Source organism: Ensifer sp. LBL (assembly GCF_050435225.1).
GTDB lineage: Bacteria > Pseudomonadota > Alphaproteobacteria > Rhizobiales > Rhizobiaceae > Ensifer.
Genome location: NZ_JBNDJY010000004.1, coordinates 43,861 through 65,994, shown reverse-complemented (window position 1 = coordinate 65,994; position 22,134 = coordinate 43,861). Strand labels below are relative to the sequence as shown.

Genomic DNA, 22,134 nt, shown 5'->3' with positions numbered 1-22,134 from the left:
GAAAGGGCGGGTTCAGTCCGAGAAAGCGGCGGTGAGATCGAAGGCCCGCCCCATTTTCATCAGGTCATCGAAGAGCGATTCCGCATAGCTCCGCGGCACGATCAGCTCGAACGTGTCCTCGTCCGTCCGGGCGAGATTGACCGGGATGTGACCGCAGAGCGCATTGGTGCTGCCGCCAACCGTGAAGGCTGATGGATGAAGATCAAGGCCGATGCCCTTGGCGAGGATGCTGCGCACGTTCGGGCCGGCGATCCGGAAGACGACGCGCCCATCGCTTTGGTCGACAACATAGGCACCGCCGTCGCAAAGCTCTTCGAGCCAACGCACGAGCCCGCTCGGCGCTTCCACCTCGGAGACGACCAGCCACTCCCCCGGTGCCGAGAACCGCATGGACAAGTCGGACTGGGCGGCGATCGCCTCACGCACGGTCTCCTCCCGGCCGGCGCGTGCAAGAACCGTCGCCATCGTGCGCCAATGCCCGACCATCAGGTGGTCGGCCGCCGGCGACGTGGGTGCCGATCGCAGTTTCTGCTCCAGTGCGTGGCGGTTGTTGTAGTCGCGAACCATCACCGCCTCCTCAGGCCTTCAGCTTTGCATTTTGCGGATCGACGAAGACCGGGTCGCAGACTTCGGCGACGATCTCCTGATCGCGGAGCTTATCGAACACGACGACCTTCTCGCCATAGCGTTCGCGCCCGGATTTCAGGAAGGCGAGCGCGATGGCGTGGCCCAGGACCGGCGAGTAACCGGCCGAGCTGACCCAACCCTGATCGTTCAGCGTCGAGGGCTTGGTCCCCTCCTTCAGAAGATGCGCTCCGGCCCGCATGTCCTTGTCGGCATCGACGGGCTTCAAACCAACGAGCTGCATGCGATCCGCCGCCGTCAGGCCGTAGCGCGTCGAGAGGCGCTTGCCGATGAAGTCGGTCTTCTGCATCGAGAGCATTCGGCCGAGCCCGGCATCGTCTGGCGTCACGCGACCGTCGAATTCGGCATGCGTCAGCAGCCCTTTCTCCAGCCGCAGCACGTTCAAGGCTTCGACGCCATAGGCACAGATTTCATGCGGCCGGCCGGCCTCCATGATCTGGTCGGCCACCGCCTCGCCATAACCTGCCGGCACCGCAAGTTCGAAAGCCAGCTCCCCGGAGAAGGAAATGCGGAAGAGCCGCGCCGACACACCGCTTTTCAGGACGATCTTGCGGGCGGACAGGAGCGGAAACGCGCCATCGGAAATATCGCCATCCACGATCTGCTGCAGCACCGCGCGCGCTTTCGGACCGGCGATCGCCATCTGCGCCCATTGGTCGGTCGACGAGGTGAAGCGGACTTCGAGGTCCGGCCAGAGCGTCTGGGCGCAATATTCCAGGTGCGCCATGACGGGACCTGCCATCGCCGTCGTCGTGGTGACGAAGAAATGCTCATCGTCGAAGCGGCTGACGGTGCCGTCGTCGAAGACGAAACCGTCTTCGCGCAGCATCAGGCCGTAACGCGCCTTGCCGATCGGCAACTTCAGGACCGGGTTGCAATAAAGCCGGTTGAGGAACTCCGCAGCGTCGGGACCGAAGACCTCGATCTTGCCGAGGGTCGAGACATCGCAGAGGCCGACATTGGCCCGCACGTTCAGGACTTCGCGATCGACGCTGTCGCGCCAGGTCTTTTCGCCGGCGCGCGGGAACCAGGCGGACCGGTGCCAGAGCCCCGCCTCGACGAAGGTCGCGCCGTTTTTCATCGCCCAGCCGTGCAGCGGCGACTTGCGCGCCGGTGCCGCATGTTCGTCGCGCGCCGTACCGGCGAGCGCACCGAAGGAGACCGGCGTGTAGAACGGCCTGAAAGTGGTTGTGCCGACCTCGGCCGGGCTGACGCCGCGCATGCCGGCGAGAATGCCGACGGCATTGATGTTGGAAAGCTTGCCCTGATCGGTCGCCATGCCGCTGGTCGTGTAGCGCTTGGCGTGCTCCACATGGCCGAACCCTTCGCGCAGCGCCAGGCCGAGATCCTTCGCATGCACGTCGTTCTGGAAATCGACAAAGGCCTTCGACCTGGCGCCCGGCACGTACCAGAGCGCCGAGAAGGAAGTGGCCTCCTCGCCATCGACGACCGGTGCTGCCGCCGAGCTGGCGCTGAAGCCGAGGTCGGCGGCAATCGCTGCGGCCTTCTCCGCACCATCGGACAGGCAGCCGGCGAGCGTATAGACGCCGTTGGCCGCACCCACGGGACGCAGGCTGCCGCCGACGTCAGGCGCGACAAAGGCCTTCAATTCCTCCGACCAGACCGGTCTTGCGCCGCGCTGGCAGGCAAGATGCACGATCGGGCTCCAGCCGCCGGACATGCCCAGCGCATCGCAGGCGATCAGTTGCTCGTAGCCGGAGCGTTCGACGACGATGCCGTTGAGACGTTGCCGGCCCTTGGTGTCGACGATCGAGGCCGAGCGGATGACCCTGATGCCATCGGGCGCCTGATCGGCGGCCTCAGCGCGGGCATCGACGATCGCCGCGATCGCGACGCCCTTGGCTGCAAGCACCCGCGCCGTCCGGTAGCCGGCGCTGCCGCTGGTAAAGATGGCGACTTGCTTGCCGGCGGCGACGCCGTAGCGTTCGGCATAGGTGGTCATGGCGCCCGCCATCATCACACCAGGACGATCGTTGCCGCCGAACACCAGCGGCCGTTCCTCGGCACCGGTTGCCAACAGCGCGCGCTTGGCAACGATGCGCCAGACGCGCTCGCTCACAAGCTTCGACGATGGTTCGGCGACGTGTTTCTGCACGCGCTCGACCGCGCCGAAGACGTTGTCATCGTACCAGCCGAAGACGGTGGTGCGCGAAAGCAGCGTGACGTTGGGCAGCGCTTGCAGTTCGACGACGATGCGGTCGGCAAAGACCGATGCCGGCGCGCCGTCGATGGTTTCACTAGCGGAGAGCAACGAACCGCCGAGCCGGAAATCCTCGTCGGCGACGATGACCCGGAGGCCGGCGCGTCCGGCGGTCAACGCCGCCATCAGGCCGGCTGGACCGGCACCGACGACGAGCAGGTCGCAGAACGCCCAGGACTTCTCGTAGCTCTCGGGATCGCGCTCCAGCACCGCCCGGCCGAGGCCCGCAGCGCGGCGGATGATGGGTTCATAGACCCGTTCCCAGGCCTGCTTCGGCCACATGAAGGTCTTGTAGTAGAAGCCGGCGCCGAGGAAAGGCGAAAGCACGCCGTTGACGGCCCCGATATCGAAGCCGAGCGACGGCCAGCGGTTCTGGCTTTTGGCTGTCAGCCCACTATAGAGTTCAGCAACGGTCGCCTTGGTATTGGCATCGGTGCGCGCACCAGAGCCGAGAGTGACGAGCGCGTTGGGCTCGGAGGGCCCGGCGCTGACGATGCCGCGCGGCCGGTGATACTTGAAGCTACGGCCGACGAGCAGCTGGTCGTTGGCAAGAAGGGCCGAGGCCAGCGTATCGCCGGCAAATCCACGCAGCGGCCGGCCGTCGAAGGTGAAGCTCAGCGTCTTGCTGCGATCGACGAGGCCGCCGGAGGAAAGACGATAGCCGGTCATCGCGCCGCCCTCCGCGCAAACTCGGCCGCATCGACGACGGAATAGACCTCGTGGGTCGCCGTATCGCGCTCGACCACGAGGAAGCGGCGACAGCCGGCGACGTGGTGCCAATGTTCCAACGTGCGGCCGCGCGGGTTGGCGCGCACGTAAACATAGTCGTGCCAGGCTTCGTCCGAATCCATCGGTTCGGGGCGGCCGCGCGAGGCATCGCCGCGGATCGCGAATTCTTCCTTCGGTCGGACCCCGCAATGCGGGCAGGTAATCAGGCTTGCCATCGTCTTCCGTGTCCTGAAGCCGCGCTCCGGCTTCCTGTTCATTCCATACGGGCCAGCGGGCCGTGTGCTGTCAGTGAAGGTTGGGCTGCGGGCCGGCGCCGGCTTCGTCGACGGCATAGCCGCGAGCGAAGCGATCGAGCCTCAAGGCACGCGCCACCGGATGGGTGTCGTTCTTGGCGATCAGATGGGCGAAGCAATAGCCGGAAGCCGGCGTTGCCTTGAAGCCGCCGTAGCACCAGCCGCAGTTCAGGTAGAGATTGTCGATCGAGGTGCGGTCGATGATCGGCGAGCCGTCCATGCTCATGTCCATGACACCGCCCCAGGCGCGCAGCACCCTCACGCGCGAAAGGCCGGGGATCATCGTCACCCCCTCCTCCATCACGTGCTCGGCCGTCGCCAGGTTGCCGCGCTGGGCATAGGACGAATAGCCGTCGATCTCGGCGCCAAAGACGAGACCGCCCTTGTCCGACTGCGAGATGTAGAAGTGGCCGCCGCCATAGACGATCACGTGGTCGATACAGGGCTTCAGCCCCTCGGTCACGAAGGCCTGCAAGACGTGGCTTTCGAGCGGCAGCTTCAGGTCCGCCATCTCGCCGACGCGCGAGGTGTTGCCGGCCGCCGCCAGCGCCAGCTTGCCGCAGCCGATGAAGCCCTTGGTGGTCTCGACACCGGTGACGACACCGTTTTCGCGACGAATGCCGGTCACTTCGCAATGCTCGATGATGTCGACACCATGCTGGTCGGCGCCGCGGGCATAGCCCCAGGCAACGGCATCATGTCGCGCCGTGCCGGCGCGGCGCTGCAGCAGGCCGCCGAGGATCGGATAACGGGCGTGATCGTAGTTGAGGAAGGGGATCATCTTCTTCAACTGTTCGCGCTCGATGAGTTCGGCGGCGACGCCTTCCATCCACATGGCATTGCCGCGGCGCACATAGGCATCGCGCTGGCCGTCGCTGTGGTAGAGCATGATGACGCCGCGCTGCGACAGCATCACATTGTAGTTGAGATCCTGCTCCAGCCCCTCCCAGAGCTTCATCGAAAATTCGTAGAACGGCTCGTTGCCGGGCAGCATGTAATTGGAACGCACGATCGTGGTGTTGCGGCCGACATTGCCGGAACCGAGGTAGCCCTTCTCCAGCACCGCGACGTTCTTCACGCCGAATTCCTTGGCGAGATAGTAGGCGGTCGAAAGCCCGTGTCCGCCGCCACCGACGATGATCACGTCATAGTGGGATTTCGGCTGCGGCTGGCGCCAATGCGGTTTCCAGTTCAGGTTTCCGGAAAGGGCGTTCCTGACAAGCGAGAAGGCGGAATAACGCATGAAGGCATCCAGTTCAGTTGCGCCGGCACATTTGCACAGCCGCAAGGCGGAAGCAAAGATGCAAAGCCTCTCGCAGGTGCAAAAAACCTTGAGACGGCCGCCCTGCAGATCGGCTGCGGCCACGTGTAAAGAGCCGCCTGCCATGTCAAAAGCATGGCTATATTCTTCCTCTCAATATGCTATGGGCCAGATGACGGACCGAAAGACAGGGCGAATGCTGGAGATACTGCAACAATCGGCGATAGCGGCGGGTCGGGCCATTCTCGACATCTACAATGCCGGGCCGGAGGTCACCCACAAGCCCGACTGCTCGCCGGTCACCGATGCCGATACGACCGCCGAACGCATCATCCTGGCGGATCTCGCCGCGGCTTTTCCGGACATTCCCGTGGTCGCCGAGGAAGCGGTGTCCGCCGGTTTCGTGCCGGAGACGTCCGGCACGTCGTTCTTTCTTGTCGATCCGCTCGACGGCACCAAGGAATTCATCAGCCGCAACGACGACTTCACCGTCAACATCGCGCTGATCGAAAACGGCGCGCCGGTCGCGGGCGTCGTCTACGCCCCGGCGCTTGGCATCCTCTATGCGGCACACCATGGCAAGGCGGTAAAGTCGGTTATTGATGGCAGCTTTCGCCTGACCGAGGAAACGATCATCGGCTGCCGCAGCTGCGGCGATCGCATGGTGGGGCTCGCCAGCCGCTGGCACAACAGCGCCGAGACGATCGACTACCTCGAAAAACACGGCATCGCCGACTACCGGACCGTCGGCTCGTCCTTGAAATTCTGCCTGCTTGCCGAAGGCTTGGCCGACGTCTATCCGCGCTTCAGCCGGACGATGGAATGGGACACCGCCGCGGGCGACGCGATCCTTCGAGCGGCCGGCGGCGAAACGCTGACGATGGACGGCACGCCGCTCACCTACGGCAAGCGCAACCAGAAGGACGACAGCGACTTCGCCAATCCCTGGTTCGTGTCGCGCGGCAAACCCTGACCGGACTGGATACCTAAACGTTTCTTGGCTGAATCCCGGCGGCGATCAGCTGGCCGATCGATTTCTCGTTGAACGGTTTGTCGATCCGCGGAACGTGCCTGAGATAGGTCGGGAAATGCTCGGCATCGCCGTAGCCGCTGGTGAATCCGAACGGCATGCCGCGGGCGAGCATGGCATCGGCAACCACGAAACTCGTGTGATCGCCAAGGTTGACGTCGAGGATCGCGAAATCGAAGGCCTGGAGCGTCAGCAGTTCCAAGGCCTGGTTTGCATTTCCGGCGATCGTAACCTGCAGGATCCCGAGTGAAGAGAGGATTTCCTCGACGTCCATGGCGATGATGAAGTTGTCCTCGAGAACGAGGACCGTCCGGACGGACGGCGGAAGCTCGGCCATGTCAATGCACTCCATTTTTCACGTACAGCGACGGCAGTCATCATCGCTGCAGGCGCATTTCCAGGCGGAATGCCGTCCAGAGTCCCGGAACCTCCACTGAGGCAACGGCAACGACTGAGCTTAGGCCCCAATGGCCCGACCTCGCATTTAAAAAAGACATGTGAGCGTCGAGACTGGATCGGGAACAACCCTTTCGTCGCGGCGTTCAACTCATGCGGCGTGGCCCCCGGCCGCAAACCGCTCGACATTTCCGAAGACAGAACTGGAGCAGGAGAATGAAACAGACTGCCGCCGTGCTGAAACCCAAGGTCAGGGACGAAGAATTCGACATCGGCCTGACGAAGGCCTATCGCCAGCAGATGGCGACGGCGCTTTCCGATATCCTCGCCGATACCTACAAGCTGGTCATCAAGAGCCACATCTACCACTGGAACGTGGTCGGCCCCCTGTTCAAGCCGCTGCACGAACTGACCGAAGAGCACTACAACGCGCTGTTCAAGGCAACCGACATCATTGCCGAGCGCATCCGCGCCCTTGGGCACCTCGCGCCGGCAAAGCTTGCCGAAGCAAAAACCTTTGCCCCGAGCGCCACCTCAGTCAACCACACGACGGCGGCGGAGATGGTGGCCGACCTGATCACCAATCACGAAGCCGCGGCGCGGCGCATACGCGACGCCGGCACCAAGGCCGACGAGGACAGCGACCTCGTCACGACGGACATGCTGACCGATCGTCTCGATTTCCACGAAAAGGCGCTGTGGATGCTGCGGGCGATCATCGCCGCCTGACCGGCGCGCACTTTGAAGTCGATGCGGCTCCAGCGCCGCATCGATCGCCTATGACAGGGCGCGTCAGATGAACGGCCGCTTCGGCTCGCGCAGCCCTTCCCAGCCGGAAATCGCCAGCAGCCCATCGATATCGCGGACATTGCAGCCCTTCTCCGCCCAGCGGATCAGGCCGCGTTCGGCAAGCTTCTTCAGCGTCTTGTTGGTGTGAACGATCGAAAGGCCGAGCGTGTCGGCCACGTGCTGCTGGCTGATCGGAATGGCGACGCGGCTGTTGTTGAAGAGATCGAGCACTTCCGCCCGCTGGTAAAGGAAGGCGATGAGATAGGCGGCCCGCTCCAGCGCGGATCGTCGGCCGATGCTCAAGAGGTTTTCGTCCAGAATGCGCTCCTCGCGCGCCGCGATCCAGGTGAGATCATAGGCAAGCTCGGGGTAGTTCTCGAACAGGCGATTGAGCTTGCCGCGCTCGAAGACGCAAAGGGTGACGGGCGACAGCGCTTCGATCGAATGCTGCATCTCCCCCATCAAGCTACCCTGCAGGCCGATCAGATCGCCGGGCATCACGTAATTGAGGATCTGGCGGCGACCGTCGTCGAGCATCTTGTAGCGGAAGCCCCAGCCGGAAAGCACGGTGAAGAGGTGGGCGCTGTGTGCGCCTTCGACAAGAATCGTCGCGCCGCCGTCGACTGCCAGTTCGCCGGTCTTGAACTGCGAAACGAAGGCCAGTTCTTCGCCGGTAAAGGCGCGAAAATGATCGAGCTTGCGCAAGGGACAGCTTTCGCAAGGGGTGCGCTTTTCGTTGCGGGCTGTCATTTCGTTCATCGTTTCATCCACCACATGCGTTCGTTCGGGCGTTGGCGCCCAAAACTGCAAGTAGCGCCGGCATCGCAGGTGGCAAGATACAACACTGAAAACACTTGGTTTTCCGAAGCGTCCCCGCCGACATGCTCATGGACAGTCCGCCCTTGGCGCCCTATCTCTTGGCACTCGACCCCGCCACAGGAGCTTCGCCATGTCCCATCCTGCCTTCGCCCCCGGCAATGTCGCCGTCGTTACCGGTGCTGCGTCCGGCATCGGCCTTGCCGCCGCCCGGCACTTCGCGACGCTCGGCATGCGCGTCGTGCTCACCGACCTCGCAGGCGGGAAACTGGATAAGGCTGCCAGCGACGTCGCAGCCGCCGCCCCGGGCGGGGTGCAGCACGTCACGGCGATTGCAACCGACGTGTCGCGGCTCGACGCGCTCGAAGCACTCGAACGGGAGGTGCATCGGCAACTCGGCGACGTGCATGTGCTCATGAACAATGCCGGCATCCAGCCCGGCAGTGCGATCCTTGGCCCCCTGGCGGCCTGGGAGGCGACGCTCGGGGTCAATCTCTGGAGCGTCATCAACGGTTCGCGCGTCTTTGCATCCCGGATGATCGCCCATGGCAAGGCGGCCGTCATCATCAACACCGGCTCGAAACAGGGCATCACCACGCCGCCTGGCGACCCGGCCTACAACGTCTCCAAGGCGGGCGTGAAGGTCTTTACCGAGGCGCTGGAGCACGAACTGCGCAACACCGCCGGAAGCCAGGTCCATGCGCACCTGCTGATCCCAGGTTTCGTCTATACCGGGCTGACGGCTGGCGGTCGCACGGAAAAACCGGCCGGCGCCTGGACGTCGGAACAGACGGTCGACTTCATGATGGAGAGCCTGGCGCGCGGCGACTTCTACATCCTCTGCCCGGACAACGACGTGCCACGCGCCACCGACGAACGGCGTATCCTCTGGGCCGCCGGCGACATCGTCGAGAACCGACCGCCGCTGTCGCGCTGGCATCCGAAATACGGAGAGGCTTTCAAGGCCTTCCTCGACAAGGATCGCGATTGATCCTCCTGCGTTGACACTGCGTTCTCGCCGGCGCTTCTGGTGCTCGCGGGGCACATCGTGTTTTGTGGGACGACGATAACGAGGGACTAAAGAATGACGAGCGGCATCCACCACATCACCCTGATTGCCCGGAAGGTCCAGGAAAACGTCGACTTCTATGTCGGCTTTCTTGGCCTGCGCCTCGTCAAGCGGACCGGCGGCTATGAGGACGCCAACCAGTTGCACCTCTTCTACGGCGACGCCGAGGGGTCGGCGGGTTCGCTCGTGACCTTCCTGATGTGGGAGGACGGCGGTCGCGGTCGTGTCGGCCATGGCCAGCCGAGCGAGATCGCCTTTGCCATCCGGCCGGAAAGCATCGGCTTCTGGCTGACCCGCGCGCTGCAGTTCAACATCGCCACATCGGGGCCGGCGCAGGAATTCGGCGAGCCGGTGCTGCGGCTCAAGGATCCGGACGGTGTCATCGTCAAGCTCGTCGGCACCGAGGCGGTTTCGGGTGCAGCCCCCTGGAGTACGCGCGATATCCCCGCTGAAGACGCGATCCGCCGCCTGCGCGGCGCCACGATCCTGACCGAAAAGCCGGAGGAATCCGTTCGCTTCCTGACGTCCCATTTCGGCTACACGGAAACCGGCGCAACCGACGCGATCCGGCGGCTCACCTCCGCCTCCGGCGATACCATCGACGTGCGCAATGCGACCGGTTTCTGGACGTCGGCTCCCGGAACCGGAACGATCGATCACATCGCTTTTCGCGCTCCGGACCGCGCGGCCGTGGAGCGGGTGCACGACGACCTGAAGCGCGACGGTGCCGGCGCAATCAACGCGCATGACCGCAAATACTTCTATTCGCTTTACGTCCGCGAACCCGGGGGGTCGCTCTATGAACTGGCCAGCGACATTCCCGGCTTCACCGTCGACGAGCCCAAGGAAACGCTGGGCACCGAGCTCTTCGTCCCCGCGCATTTCAGCGCCGCTCGCGAAGAAATGCTGCTCGCCATGCCGCAGTTCGCGCTGCCGGGAGAACCGCGGCTGACCGAGCGCGACCTGCCCTTCGTGCACCGCTTCTATCACCCTGACGTGCTCGATGACCGCACCTTCATGCTGTTACACGGCAGCGGCGCCAACGAGACCCAGCTTCTTCATCTCGCCCACCAGGTCGACCGCGAAGCGACACTGGTCGGCATTCGCGGCCGGTCGAACGAGGAGGGAACGCCGCGCTGGTTCCGCCGCTATTCGCCGACGACCTTCGACCAGAAGGATGTGCGCTCGGAAGCCGAAGCCTTCGCTGCCTTCGTCGAAGGCGCGCGGGACGGCTACCGCATCGATCTCGGGAAGACTGTCTTCATCGGCTACTCCAACGGCGCTAACCTGCTGGTGGCGCTGATGCTCTTGCATCCGGGGCTCATCCGTAATGTCGTGCTGATGCGCTCGATGCTGGTGCTTGACGACGTGCCGCCCCCGGATCTCTCGGGCACCAAGGTCCTGCTGCTGACGGGTAGGCACGACAGCTATGGCGACTTCGCTCCACGCCTCAAGGAAGAGCTCGCCCGCACCGGTACGGACCTGACCGCGGTCGAACTCGACATGGGCCACGAGGTCGGTGCGCCGGATATCGCGGCCATCCAGCAGTGGCTCCAGGACAAGGGGCTCTAAAGGTCCTTCGGGCCGTTTCGGCGAACGCTTTAGGAAAGCGAACAACGCTCGCTTTCTCATGCTCGGGCTTTGCCCGAGCATTCATACCCAGTCGTGCCCGCGATATCCCAGCCGTCTATCGTGCTCCTTCTGTACCGGCAAAATCGGCAAATGCCTTGACGAAGGCGGCGAGCCGGTCGCGAGCATCGGCATCGGTCAGCGTCCCCGCCTCATCGAAAAGCGTATCCGCTTTCGGCAGCATCAGCCGCTTGCCGGACCAGAGTTCGGCGCCGAGCGTGCGCATGATCGGTAGCCAGGCGTTCTGGCTGAGGATGGTGCCGAAATTGCCGGGCGAGCTGCCGGCAAGCGCGAAGGGCCGGCCGCGAAACACCTTGGCGATATCGGCGGAAGGCCGGCTCATCCAGTCGATCGCGTTCTTGAACACGCCGGGGATGGAGTTGTTGTATTCCGGTGTAAACAGGATGACGCCATCGGCCGCCATCACCTTCTGCTTCAGCGCCGTCACGGCATCCGGAATGCCGCTCTCCTTTTCGACATCGCCGTCATAGAGCGGAATCCCATGCAGCGTCGCGGTGTCGAACGCGACGCCATCGGGCAGATTTTCCGCGGCCGCGCGCATCAGTCCGGTGTTGAACGACGCCTTGCGCAGGCTCCCGGAAATTCCGAGGATTTTCGTCATGGGATCTGGTCCTTCCTACTCCAAGTCCGTGCGGGCGCGCCTCGAAGAGCGAGGCGGCATGCGATCGATAGAGATAACGCAACAGCGGTGATGATGGGTCCGCGCGAAGCAGATGTCCAACGGGATCAGGGGGATAGAGACAAAAAAGCCGGGGACGAACCCCGGCTTTTCGATCGGATCAGACCGTTAGACCAGCGGCTTCAGCCGTGCCTCGATCTGGGCGCGCTTCGGCTCCAGGAACGGCGGCAGCGACAGGCTTTCGCCAAGCGTCTCCATCGGCTCGTCGACGGCGAAACCGGGACCATCGGTGGCGATCTCGAAAAGAACGCCGTTCGGTTCGCGGAAGTAGAGCGAACGGAAGTAGTAGCGCTCGACCTCGCCGCTCGACGGCAGGCGGAAGCCGTTGAGCCGTTCCGTCCACTCCGTCAGCGCCGCATTGTCAGGCGCCCGGAAAGCAACGTGATGCACGGCACCGGCGCCCTGCCGGGCAATCGGCAGGCCCGGCTGAACCGCGACATGCAGTTCGGCCGCAGGACCGCCCTCACCCATGGTGAACACATGAACCTCGCCCTCGCCATCCGGCGACGCATAGGTCCGGGCCTTGCTCATGTTCATCACATGCGTCAGGACAAGCTCGGTGTTGGTGATGTCCGGCACGCTGATGGTGATCGGACCGAGGCCCTTGATCTGGTGCTCGGCCGGAACCGGGCTCTTTTCCCAGGGATGCGACGGTTCAAGACCGCCATCGTCGATCAGCCGGAAACGCTGGCCTTCACCATCCTCGAAATCAAGCGAGATGCGGCCATCGATCTCGGTGACGTCTCCACTCGTGACCTTGAGTTCGTCGAAACGGCGCTTCCACCAGCGAACACTTTCGGCGCTACCGACCCGAAGACCCGTGCGCGAAATGCTGTGCGTGCCGCGCCCTTCGGGGCCGACCGGCCAGTCGAAGAAGGTCAGGTCCGTTCCGGGCGTTGCGCGCCCGTCGGCATAGAAGAGGTGATAGGCGGTGGTATCGTCCTGGTTGACGGTCTTCTTGACCAGCCGCAGCCCCAGCACTTCTGTATAGAAGCGCAGGTTCTCCGGCGCGTTGGCGGTGATTGCCGTCAGGTGATGGATCCCAGTCAGTTGCATGCTCATGATTGCCTCCAATGCGTTGGCATTGCTGTTGAGCACCATATGGGATGTCCTATCGTTTCCGACAGTGGACCAATAGAGAACAGAACGTTCTCCTCAGGTGAACAACAAACGGCCCGTCAGCGCTGTCGTCGCTGAGACACAACTGCAATCGGCGCGCCCTCAACGGCGATTGAGATCGCCGAGATAGGTGTTTTCAAGGCGGGAGATTGCGTAGGTCTTGGGGTCGATGTCGACGAGGAGAACCGCTTCCTGCCCCGATCCCGCTTTGGCGAGCAGCTGCCCGTCGGGTGCTGCAATGCGCGACAGCCCGGCGAAGGAGAACAGCGGGTCCGAACCACAATGGTTGATGTAGGCGACGAACACCTGGTTCTCGAAGGCGCGCGTCTGGATCATGTGCTCGGCGATGAAATCGCCGGACCAGCCCGCCGGCAGCGCCGTCGGCACCAGCACGGCCTCGGCACCGGCAAGCGCCAGCCGCCGGACGTTTTCCGGAAACTCGACATCGTAGCAGATCAGCATGCCGCAGGTGACGCCGCGGTGCGCGAAAAGCCGGGTCGACGGTTCCGGCGCGCGGAAGATCGAACGCTCATAGTCGCCGTAGAGATGGGACTTGCGGTAGACGACCGGTGCGGCATCGCCATCGACATAGACGGCGCTGTTATAGACGTCGCTGCCGTCGCGCTCGGCAAAGCCAGCGATGAGCGCAATGCCGGTTTCCCCCGAGATCGCTTTGAGGCGCTGAACGATCGCACCGTCAGGCGCTTCGGCGAGTGCCGTCAGCGCTTCTCCGGCGCCGTAGCCGGTGACGCAGAGCTCGGGCGTCAAAAGCAGCGTCGCCCCTTGGGCCGCGGCTTCCGCCGCAGCGCGGGCAATGCGGTCGAGATTGGCGGCGACGTCACCCGCCGCCGATTGCATCTGGAGGGCTGCGAGCTTCATCATTTTCCATCCGACGACATAGCGCCGAGCAGCTTCGGCAGGTCGCCGAAACGGGCGACAAGGCTGAAGATCACCGCGGCGGTCGTGACGAAGAGCACCGTCACCGAGGCCATGGTCGGCGTATAGCCGTAGCGCAGCGCATTGAAGATCTTGATCGGCAGCGTTTCTACCGTAAAGCCGACCGTCATGTAGGCGACGATGTATTCGTTGAGCGACAGCACGAAGGCGAACGCATAGCCAGAAACGATATAGGGCAGGATCAGCGGCAGCACGACGGTGCGGAAGATCGTGCGCTCGTCGGCGCCCATGGTCGAGGCGGCCTCGACGAGCGACCGGTCGATCGAGGAGAAGCCGAGCGACAGCGTGACCAGCGGCAACGTCACGAAGAAGATCGCGTGGCTGACGACCGCCGTCCAGGGCTGGCCGTAAAAGCCGACCGTCGCCCAGAAGGTGAGCATGCCGAGCGCGGTGATGACAGGCGGCAACGTGAAGGGCGCGACGCCCAGAACCTGGAAGATGTTGGCCCAGGGCGCTATCCGCCGCCACAGGAACCAGGAGAGCGGCAACGCGATTGCGACGGCAAGCGCTGCCGAAAGCACCGCCAGCGTCACCGAGGCGAAGAGCGCGTTTCGCCATTCCGGATTGAGGAAGATCTCGCCATACCAGGAAAGCGAAAAGCCCTGCGGCGGAAAGGCGAGCGTCTGCTTCTCGTTCACCGAGACGCCGGCAACGACGATCAGCGGCAAGGACAGGAACAGGCCGATCAGGAAGAAATAGGCCTTGCGGAAGATCGAGGTCATGCCGCTTCTCCCTTGCGTCCGGCAATCACGGTGAGCGCCACCAGCCCGAGCGTGACGAGCACGAGGAACACGGCCATGGCAGCGGCGAACGGCATGTTGGACTGGTAGATCGCCTGGTCCGTGATCAGCACCGAAAGCGTCCAATGCTGCGGCCGGCCGAGAAGCTGCGGCAAGAGATAGGAGCCGAGCGCGAAGATGAACACCATGATCAAGGTGGCCGTAATGGTGTTGCGCAGCGCCGGCACGACCACGGTGAAGAAGGCTTTGAGCGGCGACGCGCCAAGCGTTCTGGCCGCCTCCGTCAGCGTCGGATCGAGACGCACGAGCGCCGGGAAGAGCACCAGCACCGTATAGGGGAACGCCTGGTAGACCATGCCGGTCAGAACCGCGCCGAAGCTCGGCGTCAAGGCCTTGGCCTGCTCCATGATCCCGAGTGCGACGAGGATGTTGGTGATCCCCGCCGTGCGCGAAAACAGCGTCGACCAGGCAAAGCCGATGATGACTTCAGACAGCGACAGGATCGACAGAAGCGCCACCAGCCAGACCACCTGCACCTTACGCGCCATGCGCGTCAGCATGTAGGTAAAGGGCAAGGCGAGCACGACACAGCAGATGGCGACGATGACAGCCAGCATCAGCGAGAAGCCGAGCACGCCGCCGAAGAAGACCGAGAGGAAGCGGGCGTAATTGTCGAAGACGAAGGCCGGCGTGTAAAAACCTCCCTGCTGGCGCTGGAAGAAGCTGACGGCGATCATCGTGCCGAAGGGCACGACGAAGAAGATCGTCAGCATCGCTGCGGGAAAGAGGAGTGGCAGATAATCGCCGAGGGTCTGGGGCGGTTCGCGTCTCATTTCTTCAGCACCACGCAGACATCCGGGGTGAGTGCAATGCCGACCTCCTGGCCGACGGAAACATCGGGCCGGGCGCGCGGCGTGGAAACGGCGACGATCTGGTGGCCGGCGATATCGACAAAGGTTTCGATCGTGCCGCCGAGATCGCGCACGAAGGTGACCTTGCCGGTGAGCGCACCAGCGCCGGGCGCAGTCAGGTGCACGTCTTCGGGGCGAACCGACAGCGTGCCCTTGTTGGCACCGGCTGGCAGGCTGAGGCCCGGCACGACGTGGCCGAGCACCTCGGCGCGGCCGGCGCTGTCGGCCTGAACCTCGAGCAGGTTGGTCTGGCCGATGAAGTCGGCGACGAAGCTGTCGGCCGGGCGGCGATAGATTTCGATCGGCGAGGCGGCCTGGCGGATTTCGCCGCCGCTCATGACGACGACGGTGTCGGCCATGGTCATCGCTTCGCGCTGGTCGTGGGTGACGACGATAGTGGTGATCCCGAGCTTCTGCTGCAGCTGGCGGAGTTCCACCTGCATCGCTTCGCGCAGCTTGGCGTCGAGTGCGGACAGCGGCTCGTCGAGCAGGAACAGTTTCGGCGAGATCGACAAAGCGCGCGCGATCGCCACGCGCTGGCGTTGGCCGCCCGAGAGCTTGGCGACGGGCCGGTCGGCATAGCCGGAGAGATGGATCATCGACAGAAGTTCATCGACGCGCTTCTTCTGGTCTTCCTTTGCCGCACCGCGGATGCGCAGGGGATAGGCGATGTTCTCGCCGACGGTCAGGTGCGGAAACAGCGCAAGCGACTGGAACACCATGCCGAGATTGCGCTTGTGCGTGGGCACGCGGGTGATGTCCTCGCCGTCGAGCCGGATCGCGCCGCCGGTCGGCAGGTCGAGACCGGCAATCATCCGCAGCAGCGTGGTCTTGCCGCAGCCTGATGGTCCGAGCATGCAGACGAAGGTGCCGTGCGGCACCGTCAGGTCGACATTGTTGACGGCCCTGAAGGCTCCGAATTCCTTGACGACGTTTTGAAGGGCAAGTCCGGACATTGTGTCTCCGCGAGGATTGTCCCCTCCGCCTCATGGGAGGGTTTCGGGCGGGGAGCGGCCGGCAAGGCCCCTCCCCGTCGTTACGCTTGTGGCTCTTCCCGGTTGCCCGGGACGCAGGATCAGCCGACGATCAGCTCGGTCCACTTCTGGTTCAGCCAATCCGACTTGGTCTGGTAGAGATCGTAGCGCGGAATGATCGGCTCGATATCAGACGAAACGGCTGCGAATTCCTTGTCGGTCAGGTCCGTAACTTCACGCTTGACGGTCGGGGACGTTCCGACCTTGCGCGATAAGGTCGCCTGGATCGAGGGCTGGCACATGTAGTCGATGAAGATATGGGCTTCCTCGGACTTCTGCGAAGCGCGCGACAGCGCCCAGCAACCGGAATCCTGAATGCCGCCCTCCTTCGGGAAGGTGGAGCGAACAGGATGGCCGTCAGCGGCGGCAAGACCGGTCACGTCGTGATAGTACTGGCCCATCGGGATTTCGCCCGACTTCAGCGACTGCTCGAACTGCGCCTCGTCGCGGTACCACAGGCGAACGTTCGGCTTGACTTCGGCAAGCTTGTCGAATGCCTTCAAGAGGCCTTCTTCGGTGTCGAGCGCATTGGTGCCGCCGAAGAAGGTCTTCGCCGTCACTTCGAGCAGGAACGAGTTGGAGACGAGTGCGAGCAGGCCGAGCTTGTCGGCGTTGGCCGGATCCCAGAAGGCGGTCCAGGAGGTCGGCGCTTCCTTGTAGACGTCGGTGTTGGTCACCAGCGTGATGTACCAGGAGACGGCGCCGATGCCGGCAATGCGACCATCCGGGTACTTGTTGACGAAGCGGTCGAGCAGGTTCGAGGCGTTCTTCATCTTGGCGGTGTCGAGCGGCGTCCAGAGATCGGTCGACTGACCTTTGAGCATCGCCACCTGCGACATCATCGAGACGTCGGCTGGTGCCTGGCCGGCGCGGGCGGCCTGTTCGAGCTGGACGAGCCAGGCCTCACCGGTCGGTTCGGCGATCGACTCGACAGCAATGCCGGTCGCCTTGGTGAATTCCGGGAAGATGTTCTTGTCGAAGGAATCCTTGAAGTATCCGCCATAGACGCCGACCTTCAGCGACTTGTCCTGTGCCCTGAGGATCGACGGCATAGCCAGCATGGAAGCACCGGCAAGACCGGCGCCGAGCAGCGTGCGCCGCTTGATGGAAGTGGTGATCATTCTCGTTCTCCTTTGTTTCGGCGGTGATCCGCCTTGTTCCCTGTTCTGTTTGATTTCTTGCACATTTTCAGTCTCAGTGCGCGGCTGTTTTGCGCTCCAGCATGCGCGAATATTGCGTCAGCGGATAACACAGCACGAAGAAGATCACCGCGACCAGCCCATAGACCGTGAAAGGTTCGAAGGTTGCATTATTGATCGCATTTGCGGTTCTGAGAAGCTCTTCGAAACCGATGATCGAGGTGAGCGCTGTGCTCTTGATCAGCTGTACGAGAAAGCCGACGGCGGCCGGGCGGGTGATGGCAAAGGCCTGCGGCAGGATGACGAGGCGCAGCTCCTGCAGGCGGTGAAGCCCAAGGCTTGCGCCGGCGTCCCATTGCCCACGCGGCAGCGCCTCCACCCCGCCGCGCCAGATCTCCGCAAGATAGGCACTGGCATAGAAGGTCAATCCGAGAGCGGCTGCTGTCCACGGCTCGATGCGGAAACCGAGCATCGGCAGGCCGAAGAACATCAGGAACAGCTGCATCAGGAGCGGTGTGCCCTGGAAGAGCGCGATATAGCCGGAACCGAAGCGCCGAGCCCAGCGGCGCTCCGAAATGCGTGCGGCGAGGATGGCAAGCCCCACTGCCGCGCCGCCGGCAAAGGCGACGATCGACAGCAGGATTGTCCACCGCGTGGCGAAGATCAGGTTGCGCAGGATGTCCCAGAAGGTGAACTCGATCATGACACACCTGCTCCAAGCACGCGGCGCCCGCCGGCGACGAACAGCCGCCGAAGCGCCATCGACAGGCCGAGATAGATCAGCGTGACGACGAAATAGGTCTCGAATGAGCGGAAAGTGCGCGCCTGCAGCAGGTCCGCCTCATGCGCCAGCTCGCGCACCGCGATCTGAGAGACGACGGCCGATTCCAGCATCATGATGATCACCTGGCTGGTGAGCGCCGGGAAGATCACCTTCAGCGCCTGCGGCAGGATGATCTTGACGAAGACCTGGCGGGGCTTGAGGCCGAGCGCAAACGCCGCCTCGCTCTGCCCCTTGGGCACCGCATCGAGACCCGCACCGACGATCTCGGTCGTATAGGCCGCCATGTTCAGCGTCATGGCGACGATAGCCGCGACGATCGGGTCGAGTCGGATGCCGAGGCTCGGCAGGCCGAAATAGATGAAGAACAGCTGCACCAGAAACGGCGTATTCCTGACGACTTCGACATAGACGGCCACCGCCTTGCGCAAGATGCCGTAGCGGCTGCGGCGAGCGGCGGCAAAGAGAATGCTGATCAGGATGCCGAGCACCGTCGTGCAGGCGATCAGGAACATGGTCATGGCGGCGCCATGGGCGATTGCGCCCGCGGCGTCCTTGAGCCAACCGAAGCTGAGGCCGTAGCCCATCGTCGCAACCTTTCCTCAAGCGGGCCGCGAGGGGATTGCCCCCGCGGCCACCGAGCTTGTTAGTCCTTGAGGTTGTCGGGGTTGAGCGGCGTCTTCAGCCACGCCTCGGAGCTCGCATTCAGCTTGCCGTCCGAGAGCATTTTGGCGACCACGTCGTTGACGGCCTTCTTCAGGCCTTCTTCGTTCTTGTTGAGGCCGATATGCGACGGCGAGGTCAGGAGCTGGAACTTCTGCTCAGGCTTCAAGGCCTCCTGGCGCGCCAGCACCTGGGCGCCGACGTCGTTACCGACCACCATCAGCTGGGTCTGGCCGGAAATGAAGGCCTGGATCACCGCATTGTAGTTGTCGAAGCGCTGGATGTCGGCATTGGCCGGCGCTGCCTCGGTGAGCGAGGTGTCTTCGAGCGTGCCGCGATTGACGGCGATGGTCTTCTCGGCAAGGTCTTCCTTGCCGGCGACCTTGAGTTCCGCCGGGCCGATGACAGCAATGTAATAAGGCGCGTAAGCCGCGGCGAAGTCGATGACTTCCGCACGTTCTTTCGAGAAACCGACGCTCATCAGGATGTCGACGCGCTTGTCGTTAAGATAGGGAATGCGATTCTGCCCGGTGACGCTGACGAGGTTGAGCTTGACGCCGAGATCGTCGGCGATCTGCTGGGCGACGTCCACGTCATAGCCCTTGATGCTCATGTCGGCGCTGGCAGACGAGAACGGCGGGAAGTCAGAGAAGATGCCGACATTGATCTGGCCGGCGGACTTGATGTCGGCGAGCGCATCGGCCTTGGCGATGCCGGCGGCGGCCCCAAGCATCAGGGCGGCGGCGAAGGCTGTCTTCAGTTTGGTATGGATCGTCATGGTAATTCCCCTACCCGGAAGCTTTGTGATTGTGCAGTCTGGTGGTCGGCCGCCGTTTCCGGTCCGGCAGCCGACGAACCCTTAGTCAGGCCTCAGGCGGACTTGCCGGTGATCGCCGGGCTGAAGACCATGAGGCTCAGGATTTCGAACAGCACCTGCGCACCCGCATGGGCCGTGTTGGTGGTCGAGTCATACTGTGGCGCCACTTCGACGACGTCGCCGCCGACGAGATTGATACCCTTGAGACCGCGGATCAGTTCGAGCACTTCGCGGGTCGTGAGGCCACCTACCTCCGGCGTGCCGGTGCCTGGTGCGAAGGACGGATCGAGGCTGTCGATGTCGAAGGAGAGATAGGTCGGGCCTTCGCCGACGATCTTCTTCGCCTTCTCGATGATCGCGGGAATGCCGAGGCCGGTCACCTCTTCGGCGTGGATCACGGTCATGCCGGACTCGTAGGAGAACTCCCAGAGATATTCGGCCGAGCCGCGGATGCCGATCTGCACGACGCGCGTCGGGTCGAGCACACCGTCGAGCACGGCGTTGCGGAACGGGCCGCCGTGGTGGAACTTGGTGAGGTCGTAGGCACCGCCGGTGTCGCAATGGGCGTCGATGTGGATCATGCCGACCGGGCGCTTCTTGCCGACGGCCTTGAGGATCGGATGGGTGATCGAATGGTCGCCACCGACCGAGAGCGGCAGCACGCCGGCATCGACGATCTGGTTGATGCGCTTTTCGATGTCGTCGTGGCTGAGTTCCAGCCGGTAGCGGCTCTGGAACGGCACGTCGCCAATGTCGGCAACGCGCAGTTCCTGAACCGGCGTGCAACCGAGCACGTGGTTGTAGGGGCCGATGCGCTCGATCGTGCGCAGCGCCCGCGGTCCGAAGCGCGAGCCCGGACGGTTGGTGACGCCGAGATCCATGGGAATGCCGACGATCGCCACCTGCAGGTTGCCGAAATCCGGGTTCTCGGCGTCAACGGGCATATGCGGCGCGGTCAGGAAGGTCGGGATGCCGGAATAGGGCGCAAGGCGCGTGCCGCTCTTGTTGAAGATCTTGTCGGCGACCTTGCGGAAGGTCGGGTCGAACAGCTCGCCGCCATGGCTTTCGCCATACTTTGCCTTCAATTCGGCAAGCTTGTTGTCGTTCCAGGCCATCAGTCAATCCTCCGTCTTCCATAGCCTGAGGCATGCGCGCGAAGGCGCCACAGATATCTGTCTGCGGAAGGGGCCGGCTCGTCCGGCGCGTTCATGTTCCCCAGGCGTTTTCGCCTTTGTTGATGAATATTAGGCGGCAATTCCCCTAGAAAATCAATTGACATTGTTATAGCGTTTCGTGTGAGAAAAATTCACATGATAGCAACCGCCGGATCGTCTCGATTTGTCCAGCCGCCTGCCTCCCTTGAACCCCTTGCGCGCCTTCGAAGCGACGGCGCGGCGGGGCTCCGTCTCGGCGGCCGCACGTGAACTCAACGTCACCCACGGTGCCATCAGCCACCAGATCCGGGCACTCGAACTCTCGGTCAAGGCCGCGCTGTTCGAGCGCGGCGGCAAGCGGCTGAAACTGACACCCCAGGGCGCATTGCTGCTGCCGGCGGTCACCCACGCCTTTGCCGAAATCGCCGCGGCAACGGCGGCGATGACGCGGCCGACGACGAGCGGCGAACTGCGCATTACTTGCGTCCCGGCGCTGCTCTCCTTCTGGCTGATCCCGCGACTGCATCTCTTCACCGAGCAGTATCCGGACGTGCGGCTGACGTTGATCGCCTCCAATGACGAGGCCTACCTGCATTCGCCCGATGTCGACGTCTGCCTGATCTACGGTGACGGCAATTGGTCCGGTGCCTGGGCAAAACTCTGGAGCCGGTTGGAACTTTTCCCTGTCGTCAGCCCAACGCTGCTCAACATGCGGCCCTTGCGCTCGGTGCGGGACCTGCGCGACCACGTGATGCTGCATGGCGACGATGGACGCGAGTGGAACACCTGGCTGGCGGCGGCTGATGCCAGCGACCTGCAGCGCGGCCAGCAGCATTTCATGAGCGACGCGCGGCTTTCGACCGAAGCAGCGCTGCATAACCAGGGCGTCGCACTCGGCGATACGATCACCGCCGGCAGCCTGATCGCGCGCGGCGAGTTGATCGCCCCCTTCGACTTGACGGTGCCCGCCAACGACGCCTTCTTCGTCGCCTGCCGCAACGAGGTGCTGGCGGCACCGATCGTGCGCATTTTCATCGACTGGATGTTCGAAACACTCGAAAGCGACCCGATGCCGGAACTGCAGACATCGGCGCGCACGATTATTCGCAGCCGCACCTCGAAATCCGAGCCGACTGATCGTAAATCGGAGAAGAACGGTTTTCAGCCGGTTTCGGCGCCGAGCCATGCTCGCCGCACCGATCGTCCGCAGAAACGCAAAGCCAAGGCCTAACCACAGGAAG

Annotated in this window: 22 protein-coding genes; 5 read left to right on the top strand and 17 right to left on the bottom strand. The window is 63.5% G+C overall.

All coding sequences use genetic code 11. From position 1 onward, the window contains the following. Positions 1-12 precede the first annotated feature (12 nt). From OKW20_RS16130 to OKW20_RS16115, 4 genes are all read right to left on the bottom strand, one after another. Positions 13-567, bottom strand: a complete 555-nt coding sequence (locus OKW20_RS16130; RefSeq protein WP_043611298.1) for a sarcosine oxidase subunit gamma — start codon at positions 565-567, stop codon at positions 13-15. A gap of 10 nt (positions 568-577) precedes the next feature. After that, positions 578-3,535, bottom strand: a complete 2,958-nt coding sequence (locus OKW20_RS16125; protein ID WP_429173573.1) for a sarcosine oxidase subunit alpha family protein — start codon at positions 3,533-3,535, stop codon at positions 578-580. Beyond that, positions 3,532-3,810, bottom strand: a complete 279-nt coding sequence (locus OKW20_RS16120; RefSeq protein WP_113539221.1) for a sarcosine oxidase subunit delta — start codon at positions 3,808-3,810, stop codon at positions 3,532-3,534. The genes OKW20_RS16125 and OKW20_RS16120 overlap by 4 nt, the downstream gene beginning before the upstream one ends. 70 nt (positions 3,811-3,880) lie before the next feature. Next, the gene (locus tag OKW20_RS16115) at positions 3,881-5,131 is read right to left on the bottom strand and encodes a sarcosine oxidase subunit beta family protein (RefSeq protein ID WP_034798844.1); all 1,251 of its coding nucleotides are present in this window, start codon (positions 5,129-5,131) and stop codon (positions 3,881-3,883) included. Between the two features lie 214 nt (positions 5,132-5,345). Between OKW20_RS16115 and cysQ the strand changes: the two genes are divergently transcribed. Beyond that, complete coding sequence (cysQ, locus tag OKW20_RS16110; protein ID WP_205237993.1) at positions 5,346-6,122, top strand: 3'(2'),5'-bisphosphate nucleotidase CysQ; 777 nt, start codon at positions 5,346-5,348, stop codon at positions 6,120-6,122. Between the two features lie 13 nt (positions 6,123-6,135). On the opposite strand, the gene OKW20_RS16105 is transcribed toward cysQ, so the two are convergent. After that, complete coding sequence (locus OKW20_RS16105; protein WP_043611311.1) at positions 6,136-6,522, bottom strand: response regulator; 387 nt, start codon at positions 6,520-6,522, stop codon at positions 6,136-6,138. Positions 6,523-6,791: 269 nt separating this feature from the next. On the opposite strand from OKW20_RS16105, the gene OKW20_RS16100 reads away from it, so the two are divergent. Then, positions 6,792-7,304, top strand: coding sequence for a Dps family protein (locus OKW20_RS16100; protein ID WP_429116234.1), 513 nt, complete (start codon positions 6,792-6,794; stop codon positions 7,302-7,304). A 63-nt stretch (positions 7,305-7,367) separates the two neighbouring features. Here the strand turns inward: OKW20_RS16100 and OKW20_RS16095 are convergent, their stop codons facing one another. Further along, entirely contained in the window at positions 7,368-8,123 is a 756-nt protein-coding gene (locus tag OKW20_RS16095) for a Crp/Fnr family transcriptional regulator (RefSeq protein WP_429173571.1), read from the bottom strand. Between the two features lie 190 nt (positions 8,124-8,313). Between OKW20_RS16095 and OKW20_RS16090 the strand changes: the two genes are divergently transcribed. Both OKW20_RS16090 and OKW20_RS16085 read left to right on the top strand, forming a co-directional pair. Further along, positions 8,314-9,171 (top strand): SDR family NAD(P)-dependent oxidoreductase, encoded by an 858-nt coding sequence (locus OKW20_RS16090; protein ID WP_429173569.1) that lies wholly within the window; start codon positions 8,314-8,316, stop codon positions 9,169-9,171. A gap of 93 nt (positions 9,172-9,264) precedes the next feature. Continuing rightward, a complete protein-coding gene (locus tag OKW20_RS16085) occupies positions 9,265-10,821 on the top strand; it encodes a VOC family protein (protein WP_429173568.1) in 1,557 nt (518 codons plus the stop codon). Positions 10,822-10,936: 115 nt separating this feature from the next. On the opposite strand, the gene OKW20_RS16080 is transcribed toward OKW20_RS16085, so the two are convergent. The 11 genes from OKW20_RS16080 to speB form a co-directional block, all read right to left on the bottom strand. Then, complete coding sequence (locus OKW20_RS16080) at positions 10,937-11,500, bottom strand: NADPH-dependent FMN reductase (RefSeq protein WP_429173567.1); 564 nt, start codon at positions 11,498-11,500, stop codon at positions 10,937-10,939. A 186-nt stretch (positions 11,501-11,686) separates the two neighbouring features. Next, complete coding sequence (locus OKW20_RS16075) at positions 11,687-12,640, bottom strand: ring-cleaving dioxygenase (protein ID WP_429173566.1); 954 nt, start codon at positions 12,638-12,640, stop codon at positions 11,687-11,689. 159 nt (positions 12,641-12,799) lie between these two features. Further along, positions 12,800-13,579 carry a carbon-nitrogen hydrolase family protein gene (locus OKW20_RS16070; RefSeq protein ID WP_429173564.1) on the bottom strand — a complete coding sequence of 260 codons (780 nt, stop codon included), beginning with the start codon at positions 13,577-13,579 and terminating at the stop codon, positions 12,800-12,802. Beyond that, a complete protein-coding gene (locus OKW20_RS16065; RefSeq protein WP_429173562.1) occupies positions 13,576-14,376 on the bottom strand; it encodes an ABC transporter permease in 801 nt (266 codons plus the stop codon). Before OKW20_RS16065 ends, OKW20_RS16070 begins: the two co-directional genes overlap by 4 nt. Then, entirely contained in the window at positions 14,373-15,227 is an 855-nt protein-coding gene (locus OKW20_RS16060) for an ABC transporter permease (RefSeq protein ID WP_034798859.1), read from the bottom strand. Before OKW20_RS16060 ends, OKW20_RS16065 begins: the two co-directional genes overlap by 4 nt. Further along, a complete protein-coding gene (locus OKW20_RS16055) occupies positions 15,224-16,261 on the bottom strand; it encodes an ABC transporter ATP-binding protein (protein WP_429173561.1) in 1,038 nt (345 codons plus the stop codon). The genes OKW20_RS16060 and OKW20_RS16055 overlap by 4 nt, the downstream gene beginning before the upstream one ends. Positions 16,262-16,380: 119 nt before the next feature. Continuing rightward, a complete protein-coding gene (locus OKW20_RS16050; RefSeq protein WP_429173559.1) occupies positions 16,381-17,460 on the bottom strand; it encodes an ABC transporter substrate-binding protein in 1,080 nt (359 codons plus the stop codon). 73 nt (positions 17,461-17,533) lie between these two features. Further along, entirely contained in the window at positions 17,534-18,181 is a 648-nt protein-coding gene (locus OKW20_RS16045) for an amino acid ABC transporter permease (protein WP_043611275.1), read from the bottom strand. Then, positions 18,178-18,846 carry an amino acid ABC transporter permease gene (locus OKW20_RS16040; RefSeq protein WP_429173557.1) on the bottom strand — a complete coding sequence of 223 codons (669 nt, stop codon included), beginning with the start codon at positions 18,844-18,846 and terminating at the stop codon, positions 18,178-18,180. The genes OKW20_RS16045 and OKW20_RS16040 overlap by 4 nt, the downstream gene beginning before the upstream one ends. A 59-nt stretch (positions 18,847-18,905) precedes the next feature. Beyond that, positions 18,906-19,700 (bottom strand): transporter substrate-binding domain-containing protein, encoded by a 795-nt coding sequence (locus OKW20_RS16035; protein WP_429173556.1) that lies wholly within the window; start codon positions 19,698-19,700, stop codon positions 18,906-18,908. Between the two features lie 92 nt (positions 19,701-19,792). Beyond that, on the bottom strand, positions 19,793-20,854 hold the full coding sequence (gene speB, locus OKW20_RS16030) for an agmatinase (protein WP_429173554.1): 1,062 nt from the start codon (positions 20,852-20,854) through the stop codon (positions 19,793-19,795). Between the two features lie 223 nt (positions 20,855-21,077). On the opposite strand from speB, the gene OKW20_RS16025 reads away from it, so the two are divergent. Further along, positions 21,078-22,124 carry a LysR substrate-binding domain-containing protein gene (locus tag OKW20_RS16025; RefSeq protein WP_043611270.1) on the top strand — a complete coding sequence of 349 codons (1,047 nt, stop codon included), beginning with the start codon at positions 21,078-21,080 and terminating at the stop codon, positions 22,122-22,124. Positions 22,125-22,134: the final 10 nt, after the last annotated feature.

What these genes read in the sequence shown, in the direction of transcription:
- OKW20_RS16130 (WP_043611298.1), bottom strand. Translation starts at nt 567, where the DNA reads ATGGTTCGCGACTACAACAACCGCCACGCACTGGAGCAGAAACTGCGA.
- OKW20_RS16125 (WP_429173573.1), bottom strand. Translation starts at nt 3,535, where the DNA reads ATGACCGGCTATCGTCTTTCCTCCGGCGGCCTCGTCGATCGCAGCAAG.
- OKW20_RS16120 (WP_113539221.1), bottom strand. Translation starts at nt 3,810, where the DNA reads ATGGCAAGCCTGATTACCTGCCCGCATTGCGGGGTCCGACCGAAGGAA.
- OKW20_RS16115 (WP_034798844.1), bottom strand. Translation starts at nt 5,131, where the DNA reads ATGCGTTATTCCGCCTTCTCGCTTGTCAGGAACGCCCTTTCCGGAAAC.
- cysQ (WP_205237993.1), top strand. Translation starts at nt 5,346, where the DNA reads ATGCTGGAGATACTGCAACAATCGGCGATAGCGGCGGGTCGGGCCATT.
- OKW20_RS16100 (WP_429116234.1), top strand. Translation starts at nt 6,792, where the DNA reads ATGAAACAGACTGCCGCCGTGCTGAAACCCAAGGTCAGGGACGAAGAA.
- OKW20_RS16095 (WP_429173571.1), bottom strand. Translation starts at nt 8,123, where the DNA reads ATGAACGAAATGACAGCCCGCAACGAAAAGCGCACCCCTTGCGAAAGC.
- OKW20_RS16090 (WP_429173569.1), top strand. Translation starts at nt 8,314, where the DNA reads ATGTCCCATCCTGCCTTCGCCCCCGGCAATGTCGCCGTCGTTACCGGT.
- OKW20_RS16085 (WP_429173568.1), top strand. Translation starts at nt 9,265, where the DNA reads ATGACGAGCGGCATCCACCACATCACCCTGATTGCCCGGAAGGTCCAG.
- OKW20_RS16080 (WP_429173567.1), bottom strand. Translation starts at nt 11,500, where the DNA reads ATGACGAAAATCCTCGGAATTTCCGGGAGCCTGCGCAAGGCGTCGTTC.
- OKW20_RS16075 (WP_429173566.1), bottom strand. Translation starts at nt 12,640, where the DNA reads ATGAGCATGCAACTGACTGGGATCCATCACCTGACGGCAATCACCGCC.
- OKW20_RS16070 (WP_429173564.1), bottom strand. Translation starts at nt 13,579, where the DNA reads ATGATGAAGCTCGCAGCCCTCCAGATGCAATCGGCGGCGGGTGACGTC.
- OKW20_RS16065 (WP_429173562.1), bottom strand. Translation starts at nt 14,376, where the DNA reads ATGACCTCGATCTTCCGCAAGGCCTATTTCTTCCTGATCGGCCTGTTC.
- OKW20_RS16060 (WP_034798859.1), bottom strand. Translation starts at nt 15,227, where the DNA reads ATGAGACGCGAACCGCCCCAGACCCTCGGCGATTATCTGCCACTCCTC.
- OKW20_RS16055 (WP_429173561.1), bottom strand. Translation starts at nt 16,261, where the DNA reads ATGTCCGGACTTGCCCTTCAAAACGTCGTCAAGGAATTCGGAGCCTTC.
- OKW20_RS16050 (WP_429173559.1), bottom strand. Translation starts at nt 17,460, where the DNA reads ATGATCACCACTTCCATCAAGCGGCGCACGCTGCTCGGCGCCGGTCTT.
- OKW20_RS16045 (WP_043611275.1), bottom strand. Translation starts at nt 18,181, where the DNA reads ATGATCGAGTTCACCTTCTGGGACATCCTGCGCAACCTGATCTTCGCC.
- OKW20_RS16040 (WP_429173557.1), bottom strand. Translation starts at nt 18,846, where the DNA reads ATGGGCTACGGCCTCAGCTTCGGTTGGCTCAAGGACGCCGCGGGCGCA.
- OKW20_RS16035 (WP_429173556.1), bottom strand. Translation starts at nt 19,700, where the DNA reads ATGACGATCCATACCAAACTGAAGACAGCCTTCGCCGCCGCCCTGATG.
- speB (WP_429173554.1), bottom strand. Translation starts at nt 20,854, where the DNA reads ATGGCCTGGAACGACAACAAGCTTGCCGAATTGAAGGCAAAGTATGGC.